This is a genomic window from Dactylosporangium aurantiacum (assembly GCF_000716715.1).
GTDB lineage: Bacteria > Actinomycetota > Actinomycetes > Mycobacteriales > Micromonosporaceae > Dactylosporangium > Dactylosporangium aurantiacum.
Genome location: NZ_JNYJ01000015.1, coordinates 69,210 through 89,295 on the forward strand (window position 1 = coordinate 69,210; position 20,086 = coordinate 89,295).

Sequence of the window (20,086 nt, forward strand, 5' to 3'; positions counted from 1 at the left end):
GTCACAGCCAGCCGGACCGCCGGAACAAGCGGTACAGGATCACCGAGCCGACGGCCATGATCAGCAGGATCAGGTAGAACCCGTACTGCCACTGCAGTCCCGGGATGCGCTCGAAGTTCATCCCGTAGATCCCGGCGATCGCGGTCTGCAGCGCGGCGATCGCGGCCCAGGAGGCGATTTTGCGCATGTCGTTGTTCTGGTCCAGGCCGACCTGGGCGAGGCGGGCCTGCAGGATCGAGTCGAGCAGCTCGTTGTCGGAGGCGACCTGTTCTACGACCTGGGTGAGCCGGCCGTGCATGTCGGCGAAGTACTGCCGCAGCTGCGGCGGCAGCTCCACCACGGCCGGGTCGTTCATCCGCCGTAACGGCGCCTGCAGCGGCAGCACCGCCCGCTTGAACTCGACCAGCTCCCGCTTCAGCTGGTAGATCTGCTGCACGTCGCAGCCGCCGACCCGCAGGAACGCGGTCTGCTCCAGCTGCTCCACGTCCTGCTCCACGTCGGCGGCGACCTCGTGGTAGACGTCGACCATCCGGTCGCACACCGCGTAGGCGACCGCCCAGGGGCCGTTGCCGAGCATGGCGGGGCGCTGCTCGAGCCGCTGGCGGACGTCGGCCAGGGCGCCGGCGCCGCCGTGGCGGACGGACACCACGAAATGCGCGCCGATGAGCAGCGTCACCGCGCCGGTGTCGACGACCTCGGAGGTGGCGGTCAGCTCGGCGTGCTCGACGTAGCGGGCGGTGCGCACGATGAGCATCGTCACGTCGCCGCGGCGCTCGACGGTGGGCCGGCGCTCCGGCGCGAGGGCCTTCTCGGTGGTCAGGTCGTCCAGGCCGAGCTCCTCGGCGACCGCCGCGAACTGCGCCCACGTCGGCTGGAAGAGCCCCAGCCAGACGAACCCGTTGCGCCGGCGCCGGGCCGCCGCGTAGGCGTCGTGGAAGGTGGGCCGTCCGGGCTGGCGCGCGCCGCGCACGTACAGCGCGCAGTCGACCACCGCGTCGTCCTCGGCGGCGCCGGCGAGCAGGTGCGGCAGCGGCTCCTCCGGCTGCAGGTGGCGCATCATCCGGCCGATCATCCGGCCGACCCGCCGGCCCACCTTGACCTGCTGCACCCCTGGCCCCTTCACGCCGAGCGTCACGCTGCGCGCCACGCTACCGCGTTGATCGTCGTGGGGAGCCGAGGCGGGTGGTCAGCTGCCGGACAGTGCGCGGGCGGGCTGGTCGCTTTCGTCCAGCACCACATAGAGGAGGGTGCCCAGCACGAGCAGCGTGCCGGCGAACACCTCCCAGCCGAGCGCCACCCCGGCGATCGTCACGACCACGCACTGCACGACCAGCGCCACGACCGTCCACCGGCGGGCCGCCCGCTGCCGCAGCGCGGCGACGAACAGCCGCACGGCCAGGGCGACCAGCAGCACCCCGAGCGCGACGGCCGCGACGCGGATCGCCACCTGCGCGTGGCCCGGGTCGGCGCCGTTGAGCGACATCGAGTACGCCCCGATCACCCCGCCCACCACGAACAGGGCGGCGCCGACGACCACGCCCTCGACGAGGATCCCGACCGCCGCGATGACCTGTGCCACCATTCGCATCCGGTCAAGTTACTCCCGGGTAGCCCGGGGCTTCAAGACCCGTCGATACGCGCCGCCGTTAAGGTGCGGGATGCGCACGCACATCCTGTTCGACTTCTTCGGCACGCTCGTGGACTACGACGCGCGGCGCACCGCGCAGGGGTACCCGCGCACGTACGCGGCGCTCACGCGGCTCGGCGCCGGGGTCTCCTACGCGCAGTTCCTCGAGGGGTGGGACCGCACGTTCGCCGGGTTCGACGCGGGCAGCGAGGCCGAGGACCGCGAGTTCTCGATGACCCAGGTCGGCACCGCCTACCTGGCCGAGGTCCTCGGGCGGCGGCCCGGCGCCGGCGAGGTGGACGCGTTCATCGGCGGTTACCTGGCCGAGTGGAACGCCGGCGTCTCCTACCCCGAAGGGGTCGTTTCCTTGGTGCGGTCGTTGTCGCGGGTGTACCGGCTCGCCGTCGTCACCAACACGCACCAGCCGGACCTGGTCCCCGGCCATCTCGCCGCCATGGGCATCCTGGACGTGATGGACGCCGTGGTGACGTCGGTGGAGGTCGGCCGGCGCAAGCCCCATCCGGCCGTCTACGCCGCGACCGTCGAGCGGCTCGGCATCGAGCCCGGCGCGGCGGTCTTCGTCGGTGACACGTACGCCGCCGACTTCGCCGGCCCCGAGCGCTTCGGGATGACCGCGTACCTCATCGACCCGGCCGGGCGCGCCGACGTCCCCGGGGACCGCCGGCTGCGCTCGGTGCTCGACCTGCCGGGGGTGCTGCGGGCCGCCGTGCGGTAGCCGCGACACCGCGCACCCCAACGGGTGACGGCGCCGGTGGTATGGACGAAGTGATATGAAACGGCCGTGCAAACCCATTGCTATATGTACATGCGTGGCTACCGCCACGAAGTATCTGCTGCCAGGGAGGCCGAGTGAAACGATCGATCGCCGCCGCCAGCGCACTGCTACTCGCCGGGGGCGTGCTCGCCGCCGGCGCGTCGCCGGCCGGCGCGTCGCCCAGCACACCGACCCCGTCGAACCTGCAGGCCCACCGCGCCGACATCCGCGCCGCCGACAGCGAGGCCTACGCGGTCTCCAGCACCAAGAAGGACGCCAACGGCGCCACCCACACCCGCTACACGCGCACGTACCACGGCCTGCGGGTCTACGGCGGCGACTTCGTCGTGCACGCGGCGCCGGACGGCACGTTCGCCGGGACCTCCGTCGGCCTGCACGCACCGCTGACGATCGGCACCACCGCCGCGGTCGCCAGGTCCGCCGCGGGCGCGAAGGCGAAGTCGGCGTTCAGCGGCACGGTCACCGCCGTCGGCAGCCCGGAGCTGTTCGTCGACGCCAGCGGCGGCACCGGCGTCCTCGCGTACGAGACCGTCGTCAGTGGCTGGCAGACGGACGGTCAGACCCCGTCGAAGCTGCACGTCATCACCGACGCCAACAGCAACGCGGTGCGCGGCGCCTTCGACGAGATCGAGACGGTCAACGGCACCGGCAACAGCATCTACTCGGGCACGGTCACGATCGACACGACGCTGTCCGGCTCGACCTACCAGATGATCGACCCTTCGCACGGCAACGGCCGCACCTGCGACATGAACAACGGCACCAGCACGTGCACCACGTTCACGGACGCGGACAACACGTGGGGCACCGGCGCCAACTCCAACCGGCAGTCCGCGGGCGTCGACGCGCACTTCGGCGCGGCGAAGACGTTCGACTACTTCAAGAACGTGCACGGCCGCAACGGCATCTTCGGCAACGGTAACGGTGTGCCGAGCCGGGTGCACTACGGCAACAACTACGTCAACGCGTTCTGGGACGGCGCGCAGATGACCTACGGCGACGGCTCCAGCAACAGCCGGCCCCTCGTCGCGCTCGACGTGGCCGGCCACGAGATGAGCCACGGCGTCACCGAGGCCCTGGCCGGCCTGGTCTACTCCGGCGAGTCCGGCGGTCTCAACGAGGCCACCAGCGACATCTTCGGCTCGATGGTCGAGTTTTACGCCGCCGCGCCCAGCGACCCTGGCGACTACCAGATCGGCGAGAAGATCAACATCAACGGCAACAACACGCCGCTGCGGTACATGTACAACCCGACGCTGGACGGCTCGTCGCACGGCTGCTGGTCGACCAGCACGAAGAACGTCGACGTGCACTACAGCTCCGGCGTGGCGAACCACTTCTTCTTCAACCTCGCCGAGGGCACCGGCGCCACCGCGTACGGCACCTCGCCGGTCTGCGGCTCCGCCCCCGCGGTCGTCGGCATCGGCCGGGCCAAGGCGGAGAAGATCTGGTACCGCGCGCTCGACGTGTACTTCACGTCGAACACGTCATACGTGAACACCAGCAACCCCGCCAACACGGCGCGGGCGTACACGCTGCGCGCCGCGACCGACCTGCACGGCACCTGCTCCGCCGAGTACAAGGCGGTCCAGGCCGCGTGGACCGCGGTCAACGTCGCCGGCAACGACGCCGCCTGCCCGACCGGCAACGACTTCTCCCTCGCCGCCACGCCGGCGAGTGGGTCGGTCGATCCGGGCGGCTCGGTGACGAGCCTGATCTCCGCGACCGTCACCAACGGCTCCGCGCAGACGGTGGCGCTCACCGCGTCCGGCCTGCCGTCGGGTGCGACCGCCGGCTTCAGCCCGTCCTCGATCAGCTCGGGCAACGGCCAGGCCACGCTGACGATCACCACCTCGGCGTCGACCCCGGCCGGCACGTACCCGGTCACCGTGACCGGCACCGGCGCCAGCTCGACCCGGACCGTCACGTTCACCCTGACCGTCAACGGCCCGCCCGGCTGCACCGGCACCAACGGCAACGACGTGGCGATCCCCGACAACACGACGGTCACCAGCACGATCACCATCAGTGGCTGCAACCGCAACGCGTCGGCCACCAGCTCCGTGCCGGTGACGATCTACCACACGTACAAGGGTGACCTGGTCGTCGATCTCGTCGCCCCCGACGGCTCGGTCTACAACCTGTCGAACCGGGCCGGCGGCAGCGCCGACAACATCATCCAGACCTTCACCGTCAACCTGTCCAGCGAGGCCGCCAACGGCACGTGGACCCTGCGGGTCCGGGACGCGGCCAGCCTCGACACGGGCCGGATCGACACCTGGAGCCTCACCCTGTAGGCCGGTGACGGAGCACAAAAACCCCACTACGGCGCAGGCGGGCACCGATCGGTCCCGCCTGCGCCAATGTGTGACCTCGCCGAGATGCATTCGATACGTCCACGGGACAACGCTCACGCTCGGTGACCTGTAGAAACTTCCGCATGTCCAAGGTTGTCAGATTCGGTATTTCCATCGTCGTCCTGCTCGTCCTCGCCGGCATCGGCTGGTACCTCAACCGCGACTCGGCGGAGAACGCCAAGGTCGGTGACTGCCTGCACGAGGTGAAGGCGAACGAGCTGAAGATCGTCGAGTGTGGCGGCGCTGACGCTCAGTACAGCGTGGTGGGCAAGGTCGGCAACCAGGACGCGTCCGTCGCCCGTGACCCCAACACGACCGTCTGCCAGGCGTTCCCGGAGGCGACCGGCCTCTACTGGTGGGGCGAGTCCGGCAAGAAGGGCGACGTGCTCTGCTTCAAGGAGATCAAGGCCGCCTGACCCGCTGACGCGGCGGCGACGTCCGGCACGACGGCGCCGCCGAGCACGGTTCCACCCTCGATGTTCGTCCCCCATGCGACCCCGGCGCCGCGGCAGCGGTGCCGGGGTCGCTCTGTGTCTGTCAGTACCCGGGGAAGACGGCGCGCAGGTCGTCCAGGGTGATCGGGCCGGTGATCTTCACGTCGGCCGGGGTGTGCCGCGGCCCGAGGCGGCCGGCGGCGAGGCGCAGGAACGCCTCCAGGGTCAGGCTCAGCTCGCCGTCCGGGGAGGCGGGCGCGCCGGTCAGGGTCACCGGGTCGGCCAGTCGCAGGCCGCGCTGCTCGCCGAGATCGGTGAGCGTGACGAGCAGGTCGGCGGTGCGGCCGTCGAGGTACGCCGGCTTCGCGATCCAGCCGAACAGGCCCTCGACCCGTTCGTCGATGAGCACGGCGGCCTCGGGGGCGAGCGTCGCCGACGGGTCCAGGGCGACCCGGATGTCCCAGTCGTGGTAGCCGAACTCGGTCAGCCGCAGCACCGCCGACGTCGCCACGTCGACCGGCTCGGGCATCCAGCCGACGTCGATGCGGTGCTCGGCGCGCTGCGTGGCGTCGAAGGCCTCGTACGCCGCGACGAGCCGCTCGTTCGCGATCGGAAACTCGACAGCGCGCTCCTGCGGGGTCATCGCGTCCCAGCGGGCCCACACGCCCTTGTTGAACTCGAACTCCGGCGCGGGGCGCCCCTCGAGGGAGGCGCGGACCGCCTCCAGATTGATCTCGGCGCCGCTGCCCAGGTGGCTGACCACCTGGGAAATGTCCCACTCGCTGGCCGCGGAAGGGCCGGTGAGCTGCTCGGACGTGAGCCCGCGGACGACGGCGGTGAGGTCCTCGTGCCCCTTGCGCAGGGCGGCGATCGCCTGGTCGGCTCGGCTGGTCATCGTGCTCCCTCAACCCTTGAACATCGACTATTTTCTTGAAGGATAAACAAGTTTGTGACGCAGGACATGGCAGGCCCCGTCGGAAGTGCAATATTGCCGGGTTGGCAACATCAGGTACGTTGTCGATCGTGAACACGGGGCCGGGGGTACGTGAACGGGACAACGCCGCCACCCGAACCGGGTCCCAACACCGCCCGCGGGTGCGTCCCCGCGCATGGGCCGAGCTGCTGCTCGTCGTCGGCCTGTTCCTGGCGTACAAGATGGGCCGGCTGCTCGTCGACGGCAAGGTCGGGCAGGCGTACGCGAACGCGAAGCTGGTCTGGCACGCCGAGCGGGCCCTCTGGCTGCCCGACGAGATGGACCTGCAGCACCTGCTGCTCACCTCCGAGGCCCTCATCCGCGCCGCCAACGTCTACTACGCCGTGGTGCACTTCCCGGCGACGGTCGCCTTCCTGCTGTTCATGTACATCTTCCGGCCCGCGCACTACCTGCGGTTCCGGCGCATCCTCGCCTGGCTGACCGCGGCGGGGCTGGCGATGCACTTCGCGTTCCCGCTCGCGCCGCCCCGGATGCTGGCCGGCATCGGGATGATCGACACCGCCGCGAAGTACGGACCGTCGGTGTACGGGCCGCCGCAGACCGACACGCTGAGCAACCAGTACGCGGCGATGCCGTCGCTGCACGTCGGCTGGGCGCTCGTGGTCGCGTGCGGGCTGATCGTCGCCACCCGCACCCGCTGGCGCTGGCTGTGGCTCGCCCACCCGGTGATCACCATGATCGTCGTGGTGGGCACCGCCAACCACTACTGGCTGGACGGCATCATCGCCTCGGCCCTGGTCGGCGGGCTGCTGCTGGCCGTCGGCCGCACCCGCGCGCCCGCGGAGGCGCCGCCGGTGGCGATCCCCGTGCAGCTGCGGCGCAACCTGGAGTACCTCGCCGTCGGTGAGGCCGCCTACCTGACCACCCTCGGCGACACGATCACCGACGCCGGCGGCCAGCCGCAGAAGGTTGGAAAGCCGACCTGACCCCCGCAGGTTGGCGCGGCTGCGGTACCAATAGCGCGTGGACTGGAACCTACGCACCTGCGCGCGGCGCGGCCACGTCACGTACGCGCCCGACGAGACCCCCTACCGGGAGCGGCTGCACGCCATGACCCCCGTCGGGGCGGCGTGGCGCTGCCTGCGCTGCGGTGACTTCGTCATCGGCGAGCCGCAGTCGGCCGGCCCCGCCGAGAGCGCCCCGATCGTGCTGCGCGGCCGGGCCCTGCGCGACGCGCTCGTGCTGCGGCTGCTGTCGCTCGAGCGGTTCATCAAGGGTGTCATCGTGCTGCTCGCCGGCTACGGCGTGTACCGCTTCCGCACCCACCGCGACGGCGTCGAGCGCGCCTTCAACGAGGACCTGCCGCTGCTGCGGCCGTTCGCGGACCGGATCGGGTGGAAGTTCGAGGACTCCGCGATGATCCACACGATCCGGACCGTCATCGAGGCGGAGTCCAAGACGCTGCTGTGGGTCGCTGTCGGCCTGGCGGTCTATGGCGTCCTGCAGGTCGTGGAGGGCATCGGCCTGTGGATGCTCAAGCGCTGGGGCGAGTACTTCGCCGTCGTGGCCACCTCCCTCGGCCTGCCCGTGGAGATCTACGAGCTGTCGGAGAAGGTGACCTGGCTGCGCATCGGCGCGCTCGTCGTCAATATCGTCGCGGTGCTCTACATCCTGCTGTCCAAGCGGCTCTTCGGGCTGCGCGGCGGCCACGCCGCCTACGCCGCGGAGCGGCACGAGACCAGCCTCATCGAGGTCGAGATCGCGGCCAGCGAGCCGACCCTGCCGCACGGGCTGCGCAACCCCAAGGCCCCGGCCCCGCCCGGCGAACCTCCCGCGGAACTGCCTACTGGCGGGAAACGGGTAGGCGTCGTATAGTTGAACGCGAGACCGGCATCTTCCCCCGTGGATGCCGGTCTTCTTAATGTCCGGGGCTTCTCACCCGCCGGGCTCCCGTTGGGCCGGCGCCTGCGCCGCCGCCGACCGGATCGCCCGGATGGTGTTCAGGTTGTGCTCCCGCGCGCACGACTCCAGCGTCGCCGCGTCGTCGTCCCCCCGCGCCAGCCGGTCCAGCAGCGCGTCGTGCTCGTCCACGGCGGCCCGCACCCGCAGCCGCGGGTACATCGACGCCAGCACCCGCGACGCGTCGATGCGGTCCCAGATCCAGTCCAGCGCCTCGATAACGTGCCGGTTGCCGCACCAGCCGTAGATCGCGCGGTGGAACTGCCGGTGCAGCGCCATCACCCGCTCGTGCGCCTGTTCCTGCCGCAACTGGGCGTTGAGCGCCCTGGCGACCGCGATCCGCTCCGCGGTCATCCGCGGCGCCGCCGCCGCGAACGCGTACCCGTCCAGCAGTGCCAGCATCTCGACCAGCTGCACCCAGTCGTCGTCGCCGAGCGTCGCCACCCGGGCGCCGACATTGCGCTCGAAGCTGACGAGGCCCTCGGCCTCCAGCCGCCGGATCGCCTCCCGCACCGGCACCGGGCTTACGTCCAGGTCCCGGGCGAGGGTGCTCAGCACCAGCCGGCGCCCCGGCTGGTATCGACCGTCGAGGATGCGCTCACGGATGCACCGGTAGGCGAGCTCGTGCTTCGACAGCCCGGACGGCTCGGTGCTGCTGTGCTCAGGCTGCACGTGCGAGTTCCAGTCTTGACAGGGGCCGGGTGCCCACACAATCATATACGATCGGATGGAGGGCAGGGTCATCCTCACATTCCCGCAGCTGGTTCGCCATCGGCGGTGCGGCTGATGCTGACGGGGGCGGCCGGACCGCCGGTGGCGCACTGGAGCGCACCGTCGTGACTTCGCCGCAAACCCGACCGACTGCGTAGGCTGGTCGGATGGGTGAGGTTGCCTGGTCGATGACCGACGACTCCGAGGTGAGTCGCGACCTCGGCACGGTCGACTGGTCGGCCACCCCGCTCGGCCCGCCCGCCGACTGGCCGCAGAGCCTGCGCTCGGTCGTGCGGATCCTGCTCGGGTCCCGGTTCTCGATGTGGATGGCGTGGGGCCCCGACCTCACGTTCTTCTGCAACGACGCCTACCGTCGCGACACCCTCGGCAAGAAGTACCCGTGGGCCCTGGGCAAGCCGGCCCGCGAGGTGTGGGCCGAGATCTGGCCTGAGATCGGCCCCCGCATCGACGCGGTCATGGCGACCGGCACCGCCACCTGGGACGAGGCGCTGCGGCTCTTCCTCGGCCGCAGCGGCTACACCGAGGAGACCTACCACACGTTCTCCTACAGCCCGCTCACCGACGACGCCGGCGACATCGCCGGCATGCTCTGCGTGGTCAGCGAGGACACCGAGCGGGTCATCGGCGAGCGGCGGATGGCGACCCTGCGCGACCTCGGCGCCGACCCCGACGGCGGTGACCAGGGGCGGGTCACCGAGCAGAGCGTCTTCGCCACCGCCGCCCGGCACCTCGGCGCCCGCGCCGACGACCTGCCGTTCACCCTCACCTACCTCTTCGACGACGACCGCGACACCGCCCACCTCGCCTGCGCCACCGGCGTGCCGGCCGGCGCACCGGTGGCGCCGGAGGTCCTCGACCCCGAGGACGAGCCGTTCTGGCCGGTCGCCGACCTTGCCCGGGGCGCGGCGCTCACCCTCGGCGGCTACGCCGACCTGCCCGCCGGCGCCTGGCAGGAGCCGCCGACCGAGGTCCGGCTCGTCCCGCTGCCGGCACCTGGCGGCGGCCGGCCCTACGGGTTCCTCGTCGTCGGGCTCAACCGCTACCGGCCGTTCGACGCCGGGTACGCCGGCTTCATCGACCTCATCGCCGGGCAGCTCGCGGCGAGGATCGGCACCGCCCGCGCCTACGCCGCCGAACGCCGCCGCGCCGAGTCCCTCGCCGAGCTCGACCGGGCCAAGACGGCGTTCTTCACCAACGTCAGCCACGAGTTCCGCACCCCGCTGACGTTGCTGCTCGGCCCGGCCGAGGACGCCCTCACCGACCACGCCGCGCCGCTGCCGCCCGCCCAGCGGGAGCGGGTCGAGGTCGTGCACCGCAACGCCGAGCGGCTGCTGAAGCTCGTCAACACGCTGCTGGACTTCTCCCAGCTGGAGTCGGGCAAGGTCGAGCCGCGGTTCGAGCCGCTCGACCTCGCCGCGCTCACCGCCGAGCTGGCCGACATGTTCCGGCCGGCCGTTCAGCGCGCCGGGCTGCGGCTCGTCGTGGACTGCCCGCCGCTGCCCCGGCCGGTCCTCGCCGACCGCGAGATGTGGGCGAAGATCACGCTGAACCTGCTGTCCAACGCGCTGAAGTTCACGTTTGACGGGTCCATCACGGTGCGGGTCGCGGCCGACGGCGACACCGCCGAGCTCAGCGTCACCGACACCGGCGTCGGCATCGACCCGGCCGACCAGGCCAACCTGTTCGACCGATTCCACCGCATCATGGGCACCCGGTCGCGCACCCACGAGGGCTCCGGCATCGGCCTGGCGCTCGTCGCCGAGCTGGCCGCCCTGCACGGCGGCGAGGCCACCGTGTGCAGCGCGCCCGGCGCCGGCAGCACGTTCACGGTCCGGGTGCCGTTCAGCGGCGAGGACCAGGCCGTCCCGGGCGGCGACGCCGTCGAGCCCGCCGACCGGGTCACCGCCGCCGGCCGGGTCGTGCCCGGGTTCCTCGCCGAGGTGGAACGGTGGATCACCCCGACCTCCCCGGCCACGCCGGCCGCGCCGTCCACCGCGCCGACGGTCCTGGTCGTCGACGACAACGCCGACATGCGCGAGTACATCCGCAGCATCCTGGAGGCCGACTACCAGATCGTGGAGGCCACCGACGGCGCGGTCGCGCTGCGGCTGCTGCGCGGCACCCAGCCCGACCTCGTGCTCACCGACGTGATGATGCCGGAGCTCGACGGCTTCGGGCTGGTCGCCGCGCTGCGGGCCGACGGCGCCACCGCCCAGCTGCCGGTCATCATGCTGTCGGCGCGGGCCGGCGACGAGGCGACCGTGGAAGGGCTCGAGGCCGGCGCCGACGACTACCTCATCAAGCCGTTCTCGCCGCGGGAGCTGCGCGCCAGGGTGCGGGCCAACCTCGAGTTCGAGCGCGTCCGCCGTACCCGCGACGAATTGCAACGCAGCCGGGAGCTGCTCGACCAGGCGCAGCGGCTGGCCTCGGTGGGCAGCTGGGAGCTGGACCTCGCCACCGGTGACATCCGCGGGTCCGACGAGTTCCTGCGCCAGCTGGGCGTGACCGCCGAGGAACTGCTCGACGCCGACGCCCGGGCGGTCATCAACCAGCGGCTCCACCCCGACGACCGCGCCCACGTCGACGCCGCCATGGCCGCGGCACTCGACGGCACTCCGCTGGAGTACGACGCCCGCGTGTACCACCCGGACGGCTCGCTGCGCACGTTCCGCACCATCGGCGAGCTGGAACGCGACGCCGCCGGCACCCCGGTCCGGATGCGCGGCTCCAACCAGGACATCACCGAGCAGCGCCGCGCCGAGCAGGCGCTCGCCGCCGCCAGCGGCCTGCAGGAGGCCGCCGCCCGCGAGCACCGCATCGCCGACGAGCTGCAGCGCAGCCTCATGCCGCCGCTCACCTTCAACCCCGAGCACCTGGAGGTCGCCACCTACTACCGGCCCGGCGTCGCCGGCACCCAGGTCGGCGGCGACTGGTACGACGTCATCGAGCTCGGCGCGGACCGCACCGCCCTCGTCATGGGCGACGTCATGGGCCGCGGTGTCCCCGCCGCCGCCGTCATGGGCCAGCTGCGGGCCGCGGTGCGCGCCTACGCGCGGCTGGACCTGCCGCCCGCCGACGTGCTGGAGTTCCTCGACGGCGTGGTGCGGGACCTGAGCGAGGACCAGATCGTCACCGTCGTCTACGCCGTGTACGACCCGGGCGAGCGCAGCCTCACGTACGCCAACGCCGGCCACCTCCCGCCGCTGCTGCTGCTCCCCGGCGGCACGGTGCGCCCGCTCGGCGTCTCCGGCCCGCCGCTGGGCACCGGCCCGCTGACCCTCGCCGAGGAGCGCGTCGAGCTGCCCGTCGGGGCGCTGCTCACCCTGTACACCGACGGGCTCGTCGAGCACCGCGACCGGGACCTCGACACCGGCATCGACGCGCTCGCCGCGCACGTCGGCACCGTCAGCGGGCCGCTCGCCGACGTCCCCGACCGGCTCGTCACGGCGCTGCTGCCCGACGGCCCCGACGACGACATCACCGTGCTGCTCGCCCGGGTCGTCGCCGCACCCGGACACGAGCAGTCCGTCGTGCACCACATCCCCGCCGAGGAGCGGGCGGTGCGCTCCGCCCGCCAGTTCGTCGGCACCACCCTGCGCCGGTGGGACGTCCCCGGCCCGGTCGTCGACGACCTCGTCCTCGTGGTGAGCGAGCTGGCCGCCAACGCCGTCATGCACGGCCGCCCGCCGATCCAGCTGCGGCTGCGCAACGGCGGCACCCACGTGGTGCTGGAGCTGCACGACACCGCCACGTACCTGCCCCGCAAGCAGCGCCCGACCCCCGACGACGAACACGGCCGCGGCCTGCAGCTGGTGTCCTCGCTGTGCGACCGCTGGGGCACCCGGCCCACGGCCGACGGCAAGGCCGTGTGGTGCATGCGGCTGATCTGACCTACCGGTGCAGCGCCCGCCGGGCGTCCTCGAGGCCCCGCTCGTTGTCCTCGGCGCCGGCGATGCCGGTCAGGTCGCCGGTCGCGAGCCGCCTGGCGAAGTAGTCGGCCTGCACCGCGTAGCGGAACCGGCGCAGCACCGGCAGGGCCGTGCGCAGCTCCGCCGCCGGGATCAGCCCGGCCGTCCGGTACGCGGCGAGCAACGCGGCACCGTCCCCGCCGAGGTACATGAGGGCGGAGGCGACGTCGTAGAGCAGCGGACCCCGCATCGCCACGCCCCAGTCGATGAGACCGCCGCCGATGAACGCCTCCGGCGCCGGGTCGGCGTGCAGGAGCCCTTCGGTGAGCGGGCCGGCGGCGGCGAGGTCCCGGACGGCACCGGCGACGGCGTCGCGCAGCCAGGGCCGCAGGTTGAGGTGCGGGGCGTCCGGGTCGACCCAGTCCATGCCGACCTCGCCGTCGACGGTCACGCCGCGCAGCAGCCGGTGCACCTCGGCGAGGGTGGCGCCGATCGTGGCCGGGTCGTCGGCCGGCGCGCCGGGCACGAACGTGAGCAGCGCCAGCCGCTCGTCCTGGCCCACCTGGACGGTCAGCCGGCCGTCGAGGGTGCGCACCGGGGCGCCGCTGGGGAAGCCGCACCGGGCGAGGGCGTCGGCGACCGCGATGCCACCGGGGAACCAGCCGCCGGCGGCCTTCGCGACGAACCGGCGCCCGCCGTGCCCGACGAACCAGGTCGCCGAGTTCATCCCGCCGTGGTGCGGGCGCACGTCCGCGCCGGTCAGCCCCCAGTGCCCGGCGAGGACGTCGTCGGGGAACGGCACTACCGCTGGATCGGCCGGCGCAGGGAGTACGTGACGGCGTGCAACCGGTGCGGCTGCCCGATCACCAGCGCGGCGCGGTCATACGCCTGCCAGCCCTCGGCCCCGGCCCGGTTGAGGTGCCGCAGGTCGTTGTACCGCTCGTCGGTGCCCCACCGCTGCACCCCACCCGGGTAGTGGAACACCGCGTCCCAGTCCTCGAACTTGTCCGTGCCCAGCGTCCCGGCGGCCCGGTACTCCAGTCGTGCGTACTCCCACTGCGTCACCCGTCCATCATGCCGGACATCGAACGGTCGCAGTGTCCTGGTACTACCTTGGAGCCGTGGAACGCGATCGCGACGACGCCGGCCGGGCCCGCAACGCCCGCCCGCGCGACGGCCTGGGCCGCCCGCTGCCGCGGGGTGCGGTGGGCGTACCGACGATGCCGGACGACCTGCGGGTGACGCCTGACAGCGCGTTGACCCAGGCGCAGGCGCTGCTCGACGCGGACCGCCCCTTCCACGCGCACGAGGTGCTGGAGGCGGCGTGGAAGAGCGCGCCGCCGCAGGAACGGGAGCTGTGGCGGGGGCTGGCGCAGCTGGCGGTCGGCCTGACCCACCTGCGCCGGGGCAACCCGACGGGCGCGGCGCGGCTGCTGTCGCGCGCCGCCGACCGGCTGGCCGACTTCGGCCCCGCGCCGTACGGCATCGACGGGCCGGGCCTGATCGCCTGGGCCCGCGCCGCCGGGGCGTCCGGCGCCGCCGCCCCACCGCGGCTGAGGGTCGGCTAGCGCGTCAGCCGGTCCAGCTCCGGCGCCGAGAGGTGCAGCACCTCGTAACGCTCGCCGGCCGGCTGGTCCGCCGGCACCCGGTGGTGCCACAGCGTGAAGCGCAGCAGCTGCCAGTCGCGGGGGTCGTAGGCGAGCGCCGCGGTGTGCAGGTCGGGGTGGCCTTCGAGCGCGTGCAGCGCGGCCAACGCGTCGTCGATCGCGACGGGCGCGTCGCCCTCGGCCGGCTGGGGGAGCGCGACGAGCTGCCGGACGGCGGCGGTGGGCGCGCCCGCCGCCCCGCCCCGCACGGCCGCGACGCCTGTCCACTGCGCCACCGGCGGCCGGCCGAAGTCGCGGACGATGTTCTGGAAGCCGCCCCCGCCGATCAGGAAGTGCGTCATCGCGGCGGGCTCGTTCCACACGTAGAAGGGGGCGTACTGGTTCACCCGGGAGCCCTCGACGCCGCGCTCGCGGATGAGGTACGCCTTCAGGGCCAGGCCGGCGCGGTCGTCCAGCGCGTGGCCGGCGCGGCGGACCCGTTCGCGGATGACCCGCATGTCGTAGTCGGCGGGCAGGGTCATCGTGTACTGCATCGCGAGCATCAGGCGGCTCCCTTGGCGGCGTTCAGCAGACCGATCGCGCCGCGGACCGCGCGGTCGAACGGCTCGCGGGAGCCGGCGGCGCGGGCCAGCACGTAACCGCCCTGCAGGGTGGCGACGACGGCGGCGGCGGTGTCGTCGGGGTCGAGCGCGGCGGGCAGCTCGCCGGTCGCCCGGCTCTCGGCCAGGATCGAGGCCAGCCGCCCGCACAGCCAGTCGAACGTCTCCGTGACCGGCGCGTGCAGCGCGGGGTCGGCGAGCACGTCGGGGTCCTGGGTCAGCCTGCCGACGGGGCAGCCGCGCAGCACGTCCCGGTCGCGTCGCAGATACGCGGCGATGCGCTCGACCCCGGTGCCGGGGCCGTCCAGCTCGGCGGCCGCCCTGGTGCGCAGGTCGTCGGCGGTGCGCCGGATCGCCGCGACGGCCAGGTCCTGTTTGCCGCGGAAGTGGTGGTACATGCTGCCCTGCCCGGCGCCGGCGCGTTCCTGGATGGCGCGCGGGCTGGTGCCGGTGTACCCCCGCTCCCAGAGCAGCTCACGGGTGCTCTCGACGAGCCGTTCGGCGGTGTCCATGGTTGTACATACTAGTAGGTACAACCATGGACGGCTCGCCGGTGCCCGCCGTGCGGGTTAGGTCTGGTCGACCTGCAGGGCCTGGAAGCTCGTGCGCTCGGCGACGGCCTGGGCGCGCAGGATCGCCTCGATCTCCCGGGTCTCCTCGGCGGTGTGCCGGCCGAGGATCAGGTCGAGCTCGAGGCGCTCGGCCGGCGTGCGGTACGCGGCGATCTCGCGGGCGAGCGTGCGCTTGGCGCGACGGGCCTCGAACCGGCTGGTCACGGCGTTGCGAACCCGGCTCGCGGTGGTCTGGGTGGCCATCAGGTGTCTCCTTCGTCGGTGTGGTTCCTGCGTCTACTGTATCGATTCAGAAAGATCATCTCAGCTGGTTCGGCGGTGAGGCTCGACACGCGTCGGATGGCTGTCAGCGGTCGGTTGGGAGGCGGCCGAAAGTGTCGTACCCCGGCGGTAGGTTGCGGGGGACGGTTCGGGCGGTGGGGGTGACCGCTTTGGGGGTGGTGCGTCGTGTGCACGATCGACGACGGCGCTTCGAACGGTGCGGAGCGCGGCTTCGGTGGTGTGGCCGGGTGGGTCAGGTCCGCGAATAGGGGCGTCGCGGCGTCGGGGTGTGGCTGGGGTGGTCAGGTCAGCGCGGACGAGTTGCCGCGCGGGGCGTGGCTGGGGTGATGCGGCCGCCCGCGCTTTCGGAGTGGGCCGGGTGGGCCGGGTGGGTCAGGCGGCTTCGCGGCCGGTGGTGCCGGCGGTCGCCTGGCCGGGGATCAGCCGGAGCCGGCGCTGCGGGGGAGTGCTGCCAGGGCTCGGCGGTGGGTCGCCGGCGTCCGGTGACGGGCCGGCGGGGCCCGAGGAGGGCCCGCCGGTGGACCGGCGGGACGGTGGGCGGCCGGGGTCGAGGGCGGGGCGGGTGAGGGCGATGACGATCGCGTAGCCGGCGAGGACGAAACCGTGGCTGAGCAGCCGTGCCGTCTCGACCCGGCCGGCGAGGACGTCGTTGACGCTGAGCAGGGCGAGCAGCGCCACGAACGCGGTCAGCATCGGCAGCGCGCCGGCGGGGCGTCCGCGGCGGCTGGCGATCCAGCCGAAGCCGGCGCCGATGGCGACGTTCCAGGCGGCTGACTCGTGCCACAGGTGCCCGGAGCCCTCACCGTGCAGCTGCGCGGCGGTGGCGGCGTTGGTGACCTGGGCGATGCCGAGCACGAACTGGGCCGCCCCGAACGCGCCGAGCAGCACCCGCAACGCCACGACCAGGGTCCGCCGGCCCGCGCCGCCGGTGAAGCGCCCGCGCCCGGCACCCCGCCCGGCACCCCGCCCAGCACCGGCTCCAGCACCCTGCCCGGCAGCCCGTCCAGCACCCTGCCCGGCAGCCCGTCCAGCACCCTGCCCGGCAGCCCGTCCGGCGGCCAGTCCAGCGGCCCGCCCGGCGCCACGGTCGGTAATACGCCCGGCAAGACGGGTGAGGGCGTCGAGCCCGGTGCGGGTGGCGAGCCGTCGACCGGGCGGCGGACCGTCGGGGGGCAGCGAACCGTTGGCGGGCGGCGATGCCGGTGCCGTGCCGGCGGCCAGCGCGGCCCGCGAACCGTTGGCGGGTGGTGGTGCCGCTGTCACCTCCACGGCCTGCGGGGCGTCTGTCACCCCGAGGGGGCGCGGGGCACCTGTCGACGCGGTGGGTTGCGGAGCGGGCGTCGGTGACGGGGGCAGCACGCCGTGGGCGTCGAGGGTGGCGAGGAGGTCGTCGACGCCGGCTGTGGGCAGGGTGGGCACCTGCTGGACGCGGAACAGCCGGGTGGCGGTGATCGCGTCGGCGTGCCAGGCGCGGCAGCCGGCGCAGCGGGCCAGGTGCGCGTCGGTCAGGGCGGCGTCGAGCGGCTCGGGCTCACCGTCGAGGCGGGCCGAGAGCGCCTCACGGAAGGCCTCGCAACCGGCGGCTGGTGAACGCTCCACGCTCCGATGGTGCCAGACGCGCCGCCTGCTGGGGGAATCCGCGCGGGACCCGGCGCACGCGGCAGGCGCGCGGCCGGGGAACGGTCAGGCGAGGGCGGCGGCCGCGTCCGGGACGGTGTCGTGGAGGGTGAAGACCTTGTCCAGGCCGGTGATGCTGAACACCCGGCGGACGCGGTCGTCGGGGCAGACGAGGCCGAGGGCGCCGCCGAGCTCCCGGACCCGGTTGTGGGCGCCGATGAGGACGCCGAGGGTCGTGGAGTCCATGAAGGTGACCGCCGTCAGGTCGATGATCACCTTGCCGTCGCCCTCGTCGAGGGCGGTGGTGATCGTCTGGCGCAGCTGCGGTGCGGTGCTGACGTCGAGTTCGCCGTCCGCCCGGACCACGCTGTGCCCACTGAACGCCGAGATCGAGAACGCCATCCGACAAATCTCCACTTCATGGGTAGCGGTATGACCGTAGCGGGTCTTGCGGCAGGCGTTATCGTGGGGCCGGAAACACGCTGCTGGGGAGGACGCTCGATGAGCACCGTAGACGACGCGCCGTCGGGCGTGCCGATCGAGATCCTGCTGGTCGAGGACGACCCGGGAGACGTGCTCATCACGCGGGAGGCGTTCGCCGAGCACAAGGTGTCCAACCGGCTGACGGTGTGCACCGACGGGGCGGACGCGCTGCGGTTCCTGCGCCGTGAGGGTGCGTATGTGGGCGCGGCCCGGCCCGACATCGTGCTGCTGGACCTCAACCTGCCCGGCATCGACGGGCGGGCGGTCCTCGCCGCGATCCACGCCGACCCGGCGCTCAACGACATCCCCGTGGTGGTCCTCACCAGCTCCCGGACGGAGCAGGACTACCTGCGCAGCCGTGAGCTGCGGGTGGACACGTACATCACCAAGCCCGTCGACTTCGACAGCCTCATGCACGTGGTGCGCCGGATCGAGACGTTCTTCATCAGCGTCCGGCGGGCCGCCACCGCATGAAGAGGTGCGGCGGACTGCCACCGCATGAAGACGTGCGGCGGGCTGCCACCGCATGAAGACCGGGCCCCGACCGTCGGGGACGGCCAGGGCCCGATCAGCGGGAGCCGGGTTACGGGGCGTCGATGGCGTTGCGGGCGATGGCCGCGGCGAACCAGTGCCCGGAGGACTTCACCGTGCGGTTGAGCGTGTCGTAGTCGACGTGGATGAGGCCGAAGCGGCGGCTGAAGCCGAACGCCCACTCGAAGTTGTCCAGCAGTGACCAGGCGAAGTACCCGCGCAGGTCGACCCCGGCGGTGATCGCCTCGTGGACGGCGGCCAGGTGCCCCCGCAGGTAGTCGATGCGCTCAGGGTCGTGGATCGCGCCGTCGGCGGTGGGGCGGTCGTCGTAGGCGGCGCCGTTCTCGGTGACGTAGACAGGGCGGTCGCCGTAGTCGCGGCGGATGCGCAGCAGCAGGTCGCGCAGCCCGGTCGGGTCCACGGACCAGCCCATGTGCGTGACGGGCCCGGGGGTGGGGTGGAAGCGCACGTGCTGCGCCGTCGGGTAGGGGGTGCCCTCGTCGAGGGTGCCGTCGGTCGCGGCGCTGACCAGGTCGGGCTGGTAGTAGTTCACGCACACCGCGTCGATCGGCTGCGAGACGACGTCCAGGTCGCCGGTCCGCACGTACGACATGTCGGTGATGCCGGCGATGTCGGCGACGGTGTCGGCCGGGTACGTGCCGCGCAGCACCGGCTCGAAGAAGATGCGGTTGAGCAGGCCGTCGATGCGCCGGGCCGCGTCCACGTCGGCGGGGGCGTCGGTGCAGGGGCGCACCGCGCCGGCGTTCAGGGCGACCGACACCTGGCCGGTCACCCCGGCCGAGCGCAGCGCCGCCACGCCCAGGCCGTGCGCCAGCAGCAGGTGGTGGGTGGCGACCAGGGCGTTGAGGTGGCCGCGCCGGCCGGGCGCGTGCCCGCCGGTGCCGTACCCGAGGAACGCCGAGCACCAGGGCTCGTTCAGCGTGTTCCACAGCGCGACGCGGTCGCCAAGCCGGGCCGCGACGGCCGCCGCGTAGTCGCCGAAGCGCAGCGCGGTGTCCCGGTTGGTCCAGCCGCCCGCGTCCTCGAGCTCCTGCGGCAGGTCCCAGTGGTACAGCGTCGCGGTCGGCCGCACGCCGGCGGCGAGCAGCTCGTCGACGAGGCGGTCGTAGAAGCCGAGGCCGGCCTCGTTGACGCCGTTGCCGCCGGCGGGGCGCACCCGCGGCCAGGCGATGGAGAACCGGTACGCCGACAGCCCCAGCTGCCGCATCAGTGCGACGTCGTCGCGGTAGCGCCGGTAGTGCCCCGTGGTGTGGGCGCCGGTGTCGCCGTTGTCGATGCGGCCGGGCTGGGCGGCGAAGGTGTCCCAGATCGACGGGGTGCGGCCGTCGGCGTCCACGGAGCCCTCGATCTGGTAGGCGGCGGTCGCCGCGCCCCACCAGAAGTCCGAGGGGAACGTCAGGACATCCTTCGCGGTCTGCACCGCTGTCGTGCTCACACCCACCACCACTTCCCCGTGCGTCAACAGATAGGAGCTTGGAGAGCGCTCTCCAAGCCGTGTGACCAGACTGCGACGTGGCGTGTCCGGGTGTCAAGGTGCCGCGGAGCGCGCTTCTGCGCGTACCGGACAAAAAGCCACCAAAGAAATCTCGCACTCTTGACACGCGGGAAACAGCGGGGCAACACTGCG

The 20,086-nt window shown here is 72.7% G+C and carries 20 protein-coding genes; 8 read left to right on the forward strand and 12 right to left on the reverse strand.

What is annotated here, in order from left to right; genetic code table 11:
- Position 1: 1 nt before the first annotated feature.
- Positions 2–1,135 carry a magnesium and cobalt transport protein CorA gene (locus tag OP18_RS18835; protein ID WP_245635437.1) on the reverse strand — a complete coding sequence of 378 codons (1,134 nt, stop codon included), beginning with the start codon at positions 1,133–1,135 and terminating at the stop codon, positions 2–4.
- Positions 1,136–1,186: 51 nt separating this feature from the next.
- Positions 1,187–1,588: a hypothetical protein gene (locus OP18_RS18840; protein ID WP_156089614.1), complete on the reverse strand. Its 402-nt coding sequence runs from the start codon at positions 1,586–1,588 to the stop codon at positions 1,187–1,189.
- 70 nt (positions 1,589–1,658) lie between these two features.
- Between OP18_RS18840 and OP18_RS18845 the strand changes: the two genes are divergently transcribed.
- From OP18_RS18845 to OP18_RS52715, 3 genes are all read left to right on the forward strand, one after another.
- The gene (locus OP18_RS18845) at positions 1,659–2,363 is read left to right on the forward strand and encodes an HAD family hydrolase (protein ID WP_052386936.1); all 705 of its coding nucleotides are present in this window, start codon (positions 1,659–1,661) and stop codon (positions 2,361–2,363) included.
- A 134-nt stretch (positions 2,364–2,497) separates the two neighbouring features.
- Positions 2,498–4,720, forward strand: coding sequence for a M4 family metallopeptidase (locus tag OP18_RS18850; RefSeq protein ID WP_033360251.1), 2,223 nt, complete (start codon positions 2,498–2,500; stop codon positions 4,718–4,720).
- A 143-nt stretch (positions 4,721–4,863) separates the two neighbouring features.
- Complete coding sequence (locus OP18_RS52715) at positions 4,864–5,196, forward strand: LppU/SCO3897 family protein (RefSeq protein ID WP_052386937.1); 333 nt, start codon at positions 4,864–4,866, stop codon at positions 5,194–5,196.
- Positions 5,197–5,317: 121 nt separating this feature from the next.
- Here OP18_RS52715 and OP18_RS18860 read toward each other — a convergent pair whose 3' ends face one another.
- Positions 5,318–6,109 carry a maleylpyruvate isomerase family mycothiol-dependent enzyme gene (locus tag OP18_RS18860; protein ID WP_033360252.1) on the reverse strand — a complete coding sequence of 264 codons (792 nt, stop codon included), beginning with the start codon at positions 6,107–6,109 and terminating at the stop codon, positions 5,318–5,320.
- 200 nt (positions 6,110–6,309) lie between these two features.
- Between OP18_RS18860 and OP18_RS18865 the strand changes: the two genes are divergently transcribed.
- Together OP18_RS18865 and OP18_RS18870 are read left to right on the forward strand one after the other, a co-directional pair.
- Positions 6,310–7,134, forward strand: a complete 825-nt coding sequence (locus OP18_RS18865) for a phosphatase PAP2 family protein (protein ID WP_052386938.1) — start codon at positions 6,310–6,312, stop codon at positions 7,132–7,134.
- Positions 7,135–7,171: 37 nt separating this feature from the next.
- Positions 7,172–8,023: a DUF2127 domain-containing protein gene (locus tag OP18_RS18870; RefSeq protein ID WP_063745540.1), complete on the forward strand. Its 852-nt coding sequence runs from the start codon at positions 7,172–7,174 to the stop codon at positions 8,021–8,023.
- Positions 8,024–8,083: 60 nt separating this feature from the next.
- Here the strand turns inward: OP18_RS18870 and OP18_RS18875 are convergent, their stop codons facing one another.
- Positions 8,084–8,779: a GntR family transcriptional regulator gene (locus OP18_RS18875; RefSeq protein WP_052386939.1), complete on the reverse strand. Its 696-nt coding sequence runs from the start codon at positions 8,777–8,779 to the stop codon at positions 8,084–8,086.
- A 206-nt stretch (positions 8,780–8,985) separates the two neighbouring features.
- Between OP18_RS18875 and OP18_RS18880 the strand changes: the two genes are divergently transcribed.
- Positions 8,986–12,729, forward strand: a complete 3,744-nt coding sequence (locus OP18_RS18880) for a SpoIIE family protein phosphatase (RefSeq protein ID WP_033360253.1) — start codon at positions 8,986–8,988, stop codon at positions 12,727–12,729.
- Position 12,730: 1 nt separating this feature from the next.
- Here the strand turns inward: OP18_RS18880 and OP18_RS18885 are convergent, their stop codons facing one another.
- The gene (locus OP18_RS18885; protein ID WP_052386941.1) at positions 12,731–13,549 is read right to left on the reverse strand and encodes a phosphotransferase enzyme family protein; all 819 of its coding nucleotides are present in this window, start codon (positions 13,547–13,549) and stop codon (positions 12,731–12,733) included.
- Complete coding sequence (locus OP18_RS18890) at positions 13,549–13,812, reverse strand: hypothetical protein (protein ID WP_033360254.1); 264 nt, start codon at positions 13,810–13,812, stop codon at positions 13,549–13,551. The genes OP18_RS18885 and OP18_RS18890 overlap by 1 nt, the downstream gene beginning before the upstream one ends.
- A gap of 56 nt (positions 13,813–13,868) precedes the next feature.
- On the opposite strand from OP18_RS18890, the gene OP18_RS18895 reads away from it, so the two are divergent.
- Positions 13,869–14,315, forward strand: coding sequence for a DUF309 domain-containing protein (locus tag OP18_RS18895; RefSeq protein ID WP_052386942.1), 447 nt, complete (start codon positions 13,869–13,871; stop codon positions 14,313–14,315).
- Here OP18_RS18895 and OP18_RS18900 read toward each other — a convergent pair.
- The 5 genes from OP18_RS18900 to OP18_RS18920 all read right to left on the reverse strand — a co-directional run bounded on the left by OP18_RS18900 (position 14,312) and on the right by OP18_RS18920 (position 17,826).
- On the reverse strand, positions 14,312–14,896 hold the full coding sequence (locus tag OP18_RS18900; RefSeq protein WP_033360255.1) for a DUF4865 family protein: 585 nt from the start codon (positions 14,894–14,896) through the stop codon (positions 14,312–14,314). The two genes, OP18_RS18895 and OP18_RS18900, sit on opposite strands and share 4 nt — an antisense overlap.
- Positions 14,896–15,465 (reverse strand): TetR/AcrR family transcriptional regulator, encoded by a 570-nt coding sequence (locus OP18_RS18905; protein WP_033360256.1) that lies wholly within the window; start codon positions 15,463–15,465, stop codon positions 14,896–14,898. Before OP18_RS18905 ends, OP18_RS18900 begins: the two co-directional genes overlap by 1 nt.
- A 57-nt stretch (positions 15,466–15,522) precedes the next feature.
- A complete protein-coding gene (locus OP18_RS18910) occupies positions 15,523–15,768 on the reverse strand; it encodes a hypothetical protein (RefSeq protein ID WP_033360257.1) in 246 nt (81 codons plus the stop codon).
- 411 nt (positions 15,769–16,179) lie between these two features.
- Positions 16,180–17,406 carry a zf-HC2 domain-containing protein gene (locus OP18_RS62330; RefSeq protein WP_313900958.1) on the reverse strand — a complete coding sequence of 409 codons (1,227 nt, stop codon included), beginning with the start codon at positions 17,404–17,406 and terminating at the stop codon, positions 16,180–16,182.
- Positions 17,407–17,490: 84 nt separating this feature from the next.
- Positions 17,491–17,826 carry an STAS domain-containing protein gene (locus OP18_RS18920; RefSeq protein WP_033360258.1) on the reverse strand — a complete coding sequence of 112 codons (336 nt, stop codon included), beginning with the start codon at positions 17,824–17,826 and terminating at the stop codon, positions 17,491–17,493.
- 99 nt (positions 17,827–17,925) lie between these two features.
- On the opposite strand from OP18_RS18920, the gene OP18_RS18925 reads away from it, so the two are divergent.
- Complete coding sequence (locus OP18_RS18925) at positions 17,926–18,381, forward strand: response regulator (protein WP_033360259.1); 456 nt, start codon at positions 17,926–17,928, stop codon at positions 18,379–18,381.
- Between the two features lie 109 nt (positions 18,382–18,490).
- On the opposite strand, the gene OP18_RS18930 is transcribed toward OP18_RS18925, so the two are convergent.
- Positions 18,491–19,894 carry a GH1 family beta-glucosidase gene (locus OP18_RS18930; protein ID WP_156089615.1) on the reverse strand — a complete coding sequence of 468 codons (1,404 nt, stop codon included), beginning with the start codon at positions 19,892–19,894 and terminating at the stop codon, positions 18,491–18,493.
- Positions 19,895–20,086 lie beyond the last annotated feature (192 nt).

Bases quoted from the DNA above. Each gene is read 5' to 3' on its own strand.
- OP18_RS18880 (WP_033360253.1), top strand. From the start codon at position 8,986: ATGGGTGAGGTTGCCTGGTCGATGACCGACGACTCCGAGGTGAGTCGC.
- OP18_RS18845 (WP_052386936.1), top strand. From the start codon at position 1,659: ATGCGCACGCACATCCTGTTCGACTTCTTCGGCACGCTCGTGGACTAC.
- OP18_RS18910 (WP_033360257.1), bottom strand. From the start codon at position 15,768: ATGGCCACCCAGACCACCGCGAGCCGGGTTCGCAACGCCGTGACCAGC.
- OP18_RS18920 (WP_033360258.1), bottom strand. From the start codon at position 17,826: ATGGCGTTCTCGATCTCGGCGTTCAGTGGGCACAGCGTGGTCCGGGCG.
- OP18_RS18900 (WP_033360255.1), bottom strand. From the start codon at position 14,896: ATGCTCGCGATGCAGTACACGATGACCCTGCCCGCCGACTACGACATG.
- OP18_RS18860 (WP_033360252.1), bottom strand. From the start codon at position 6,109: ATGACCAGCCGAGCCGACCAGGCGATCGCCGCCCTGCGCAAGGGGCAC.
- OP18_RS18905 (WP_033360256.1), bottom strand. From the start codon at position 15,465: ATGGACACCGCCGAACGGCTCGTCGAGAGCACCCGTGAGCTGCTCTGG.
- OP18_RS52715 (WP_052386937.1), top strand. From the start codon at position 4,864: ATGTCCAAGGTTGTCAGATTCGGTATTTCCATCGTCGTCCTGCTCGTC.
- OP18_RS18840 (WP_156089614.1), bottom strand. From the start codon at position 1,588: ATGCGAATGGTGGCACAGGTCATCGCGGCGGTCGGGATCCTCGTCGAG.
- OP18_RS18925 (WP_033360259.1), top strand. From the start codon at position 17,926: ATGAGCACCGTAGACGACGCGCCGTCGGGCGTGCCGATCGAGATCCTG.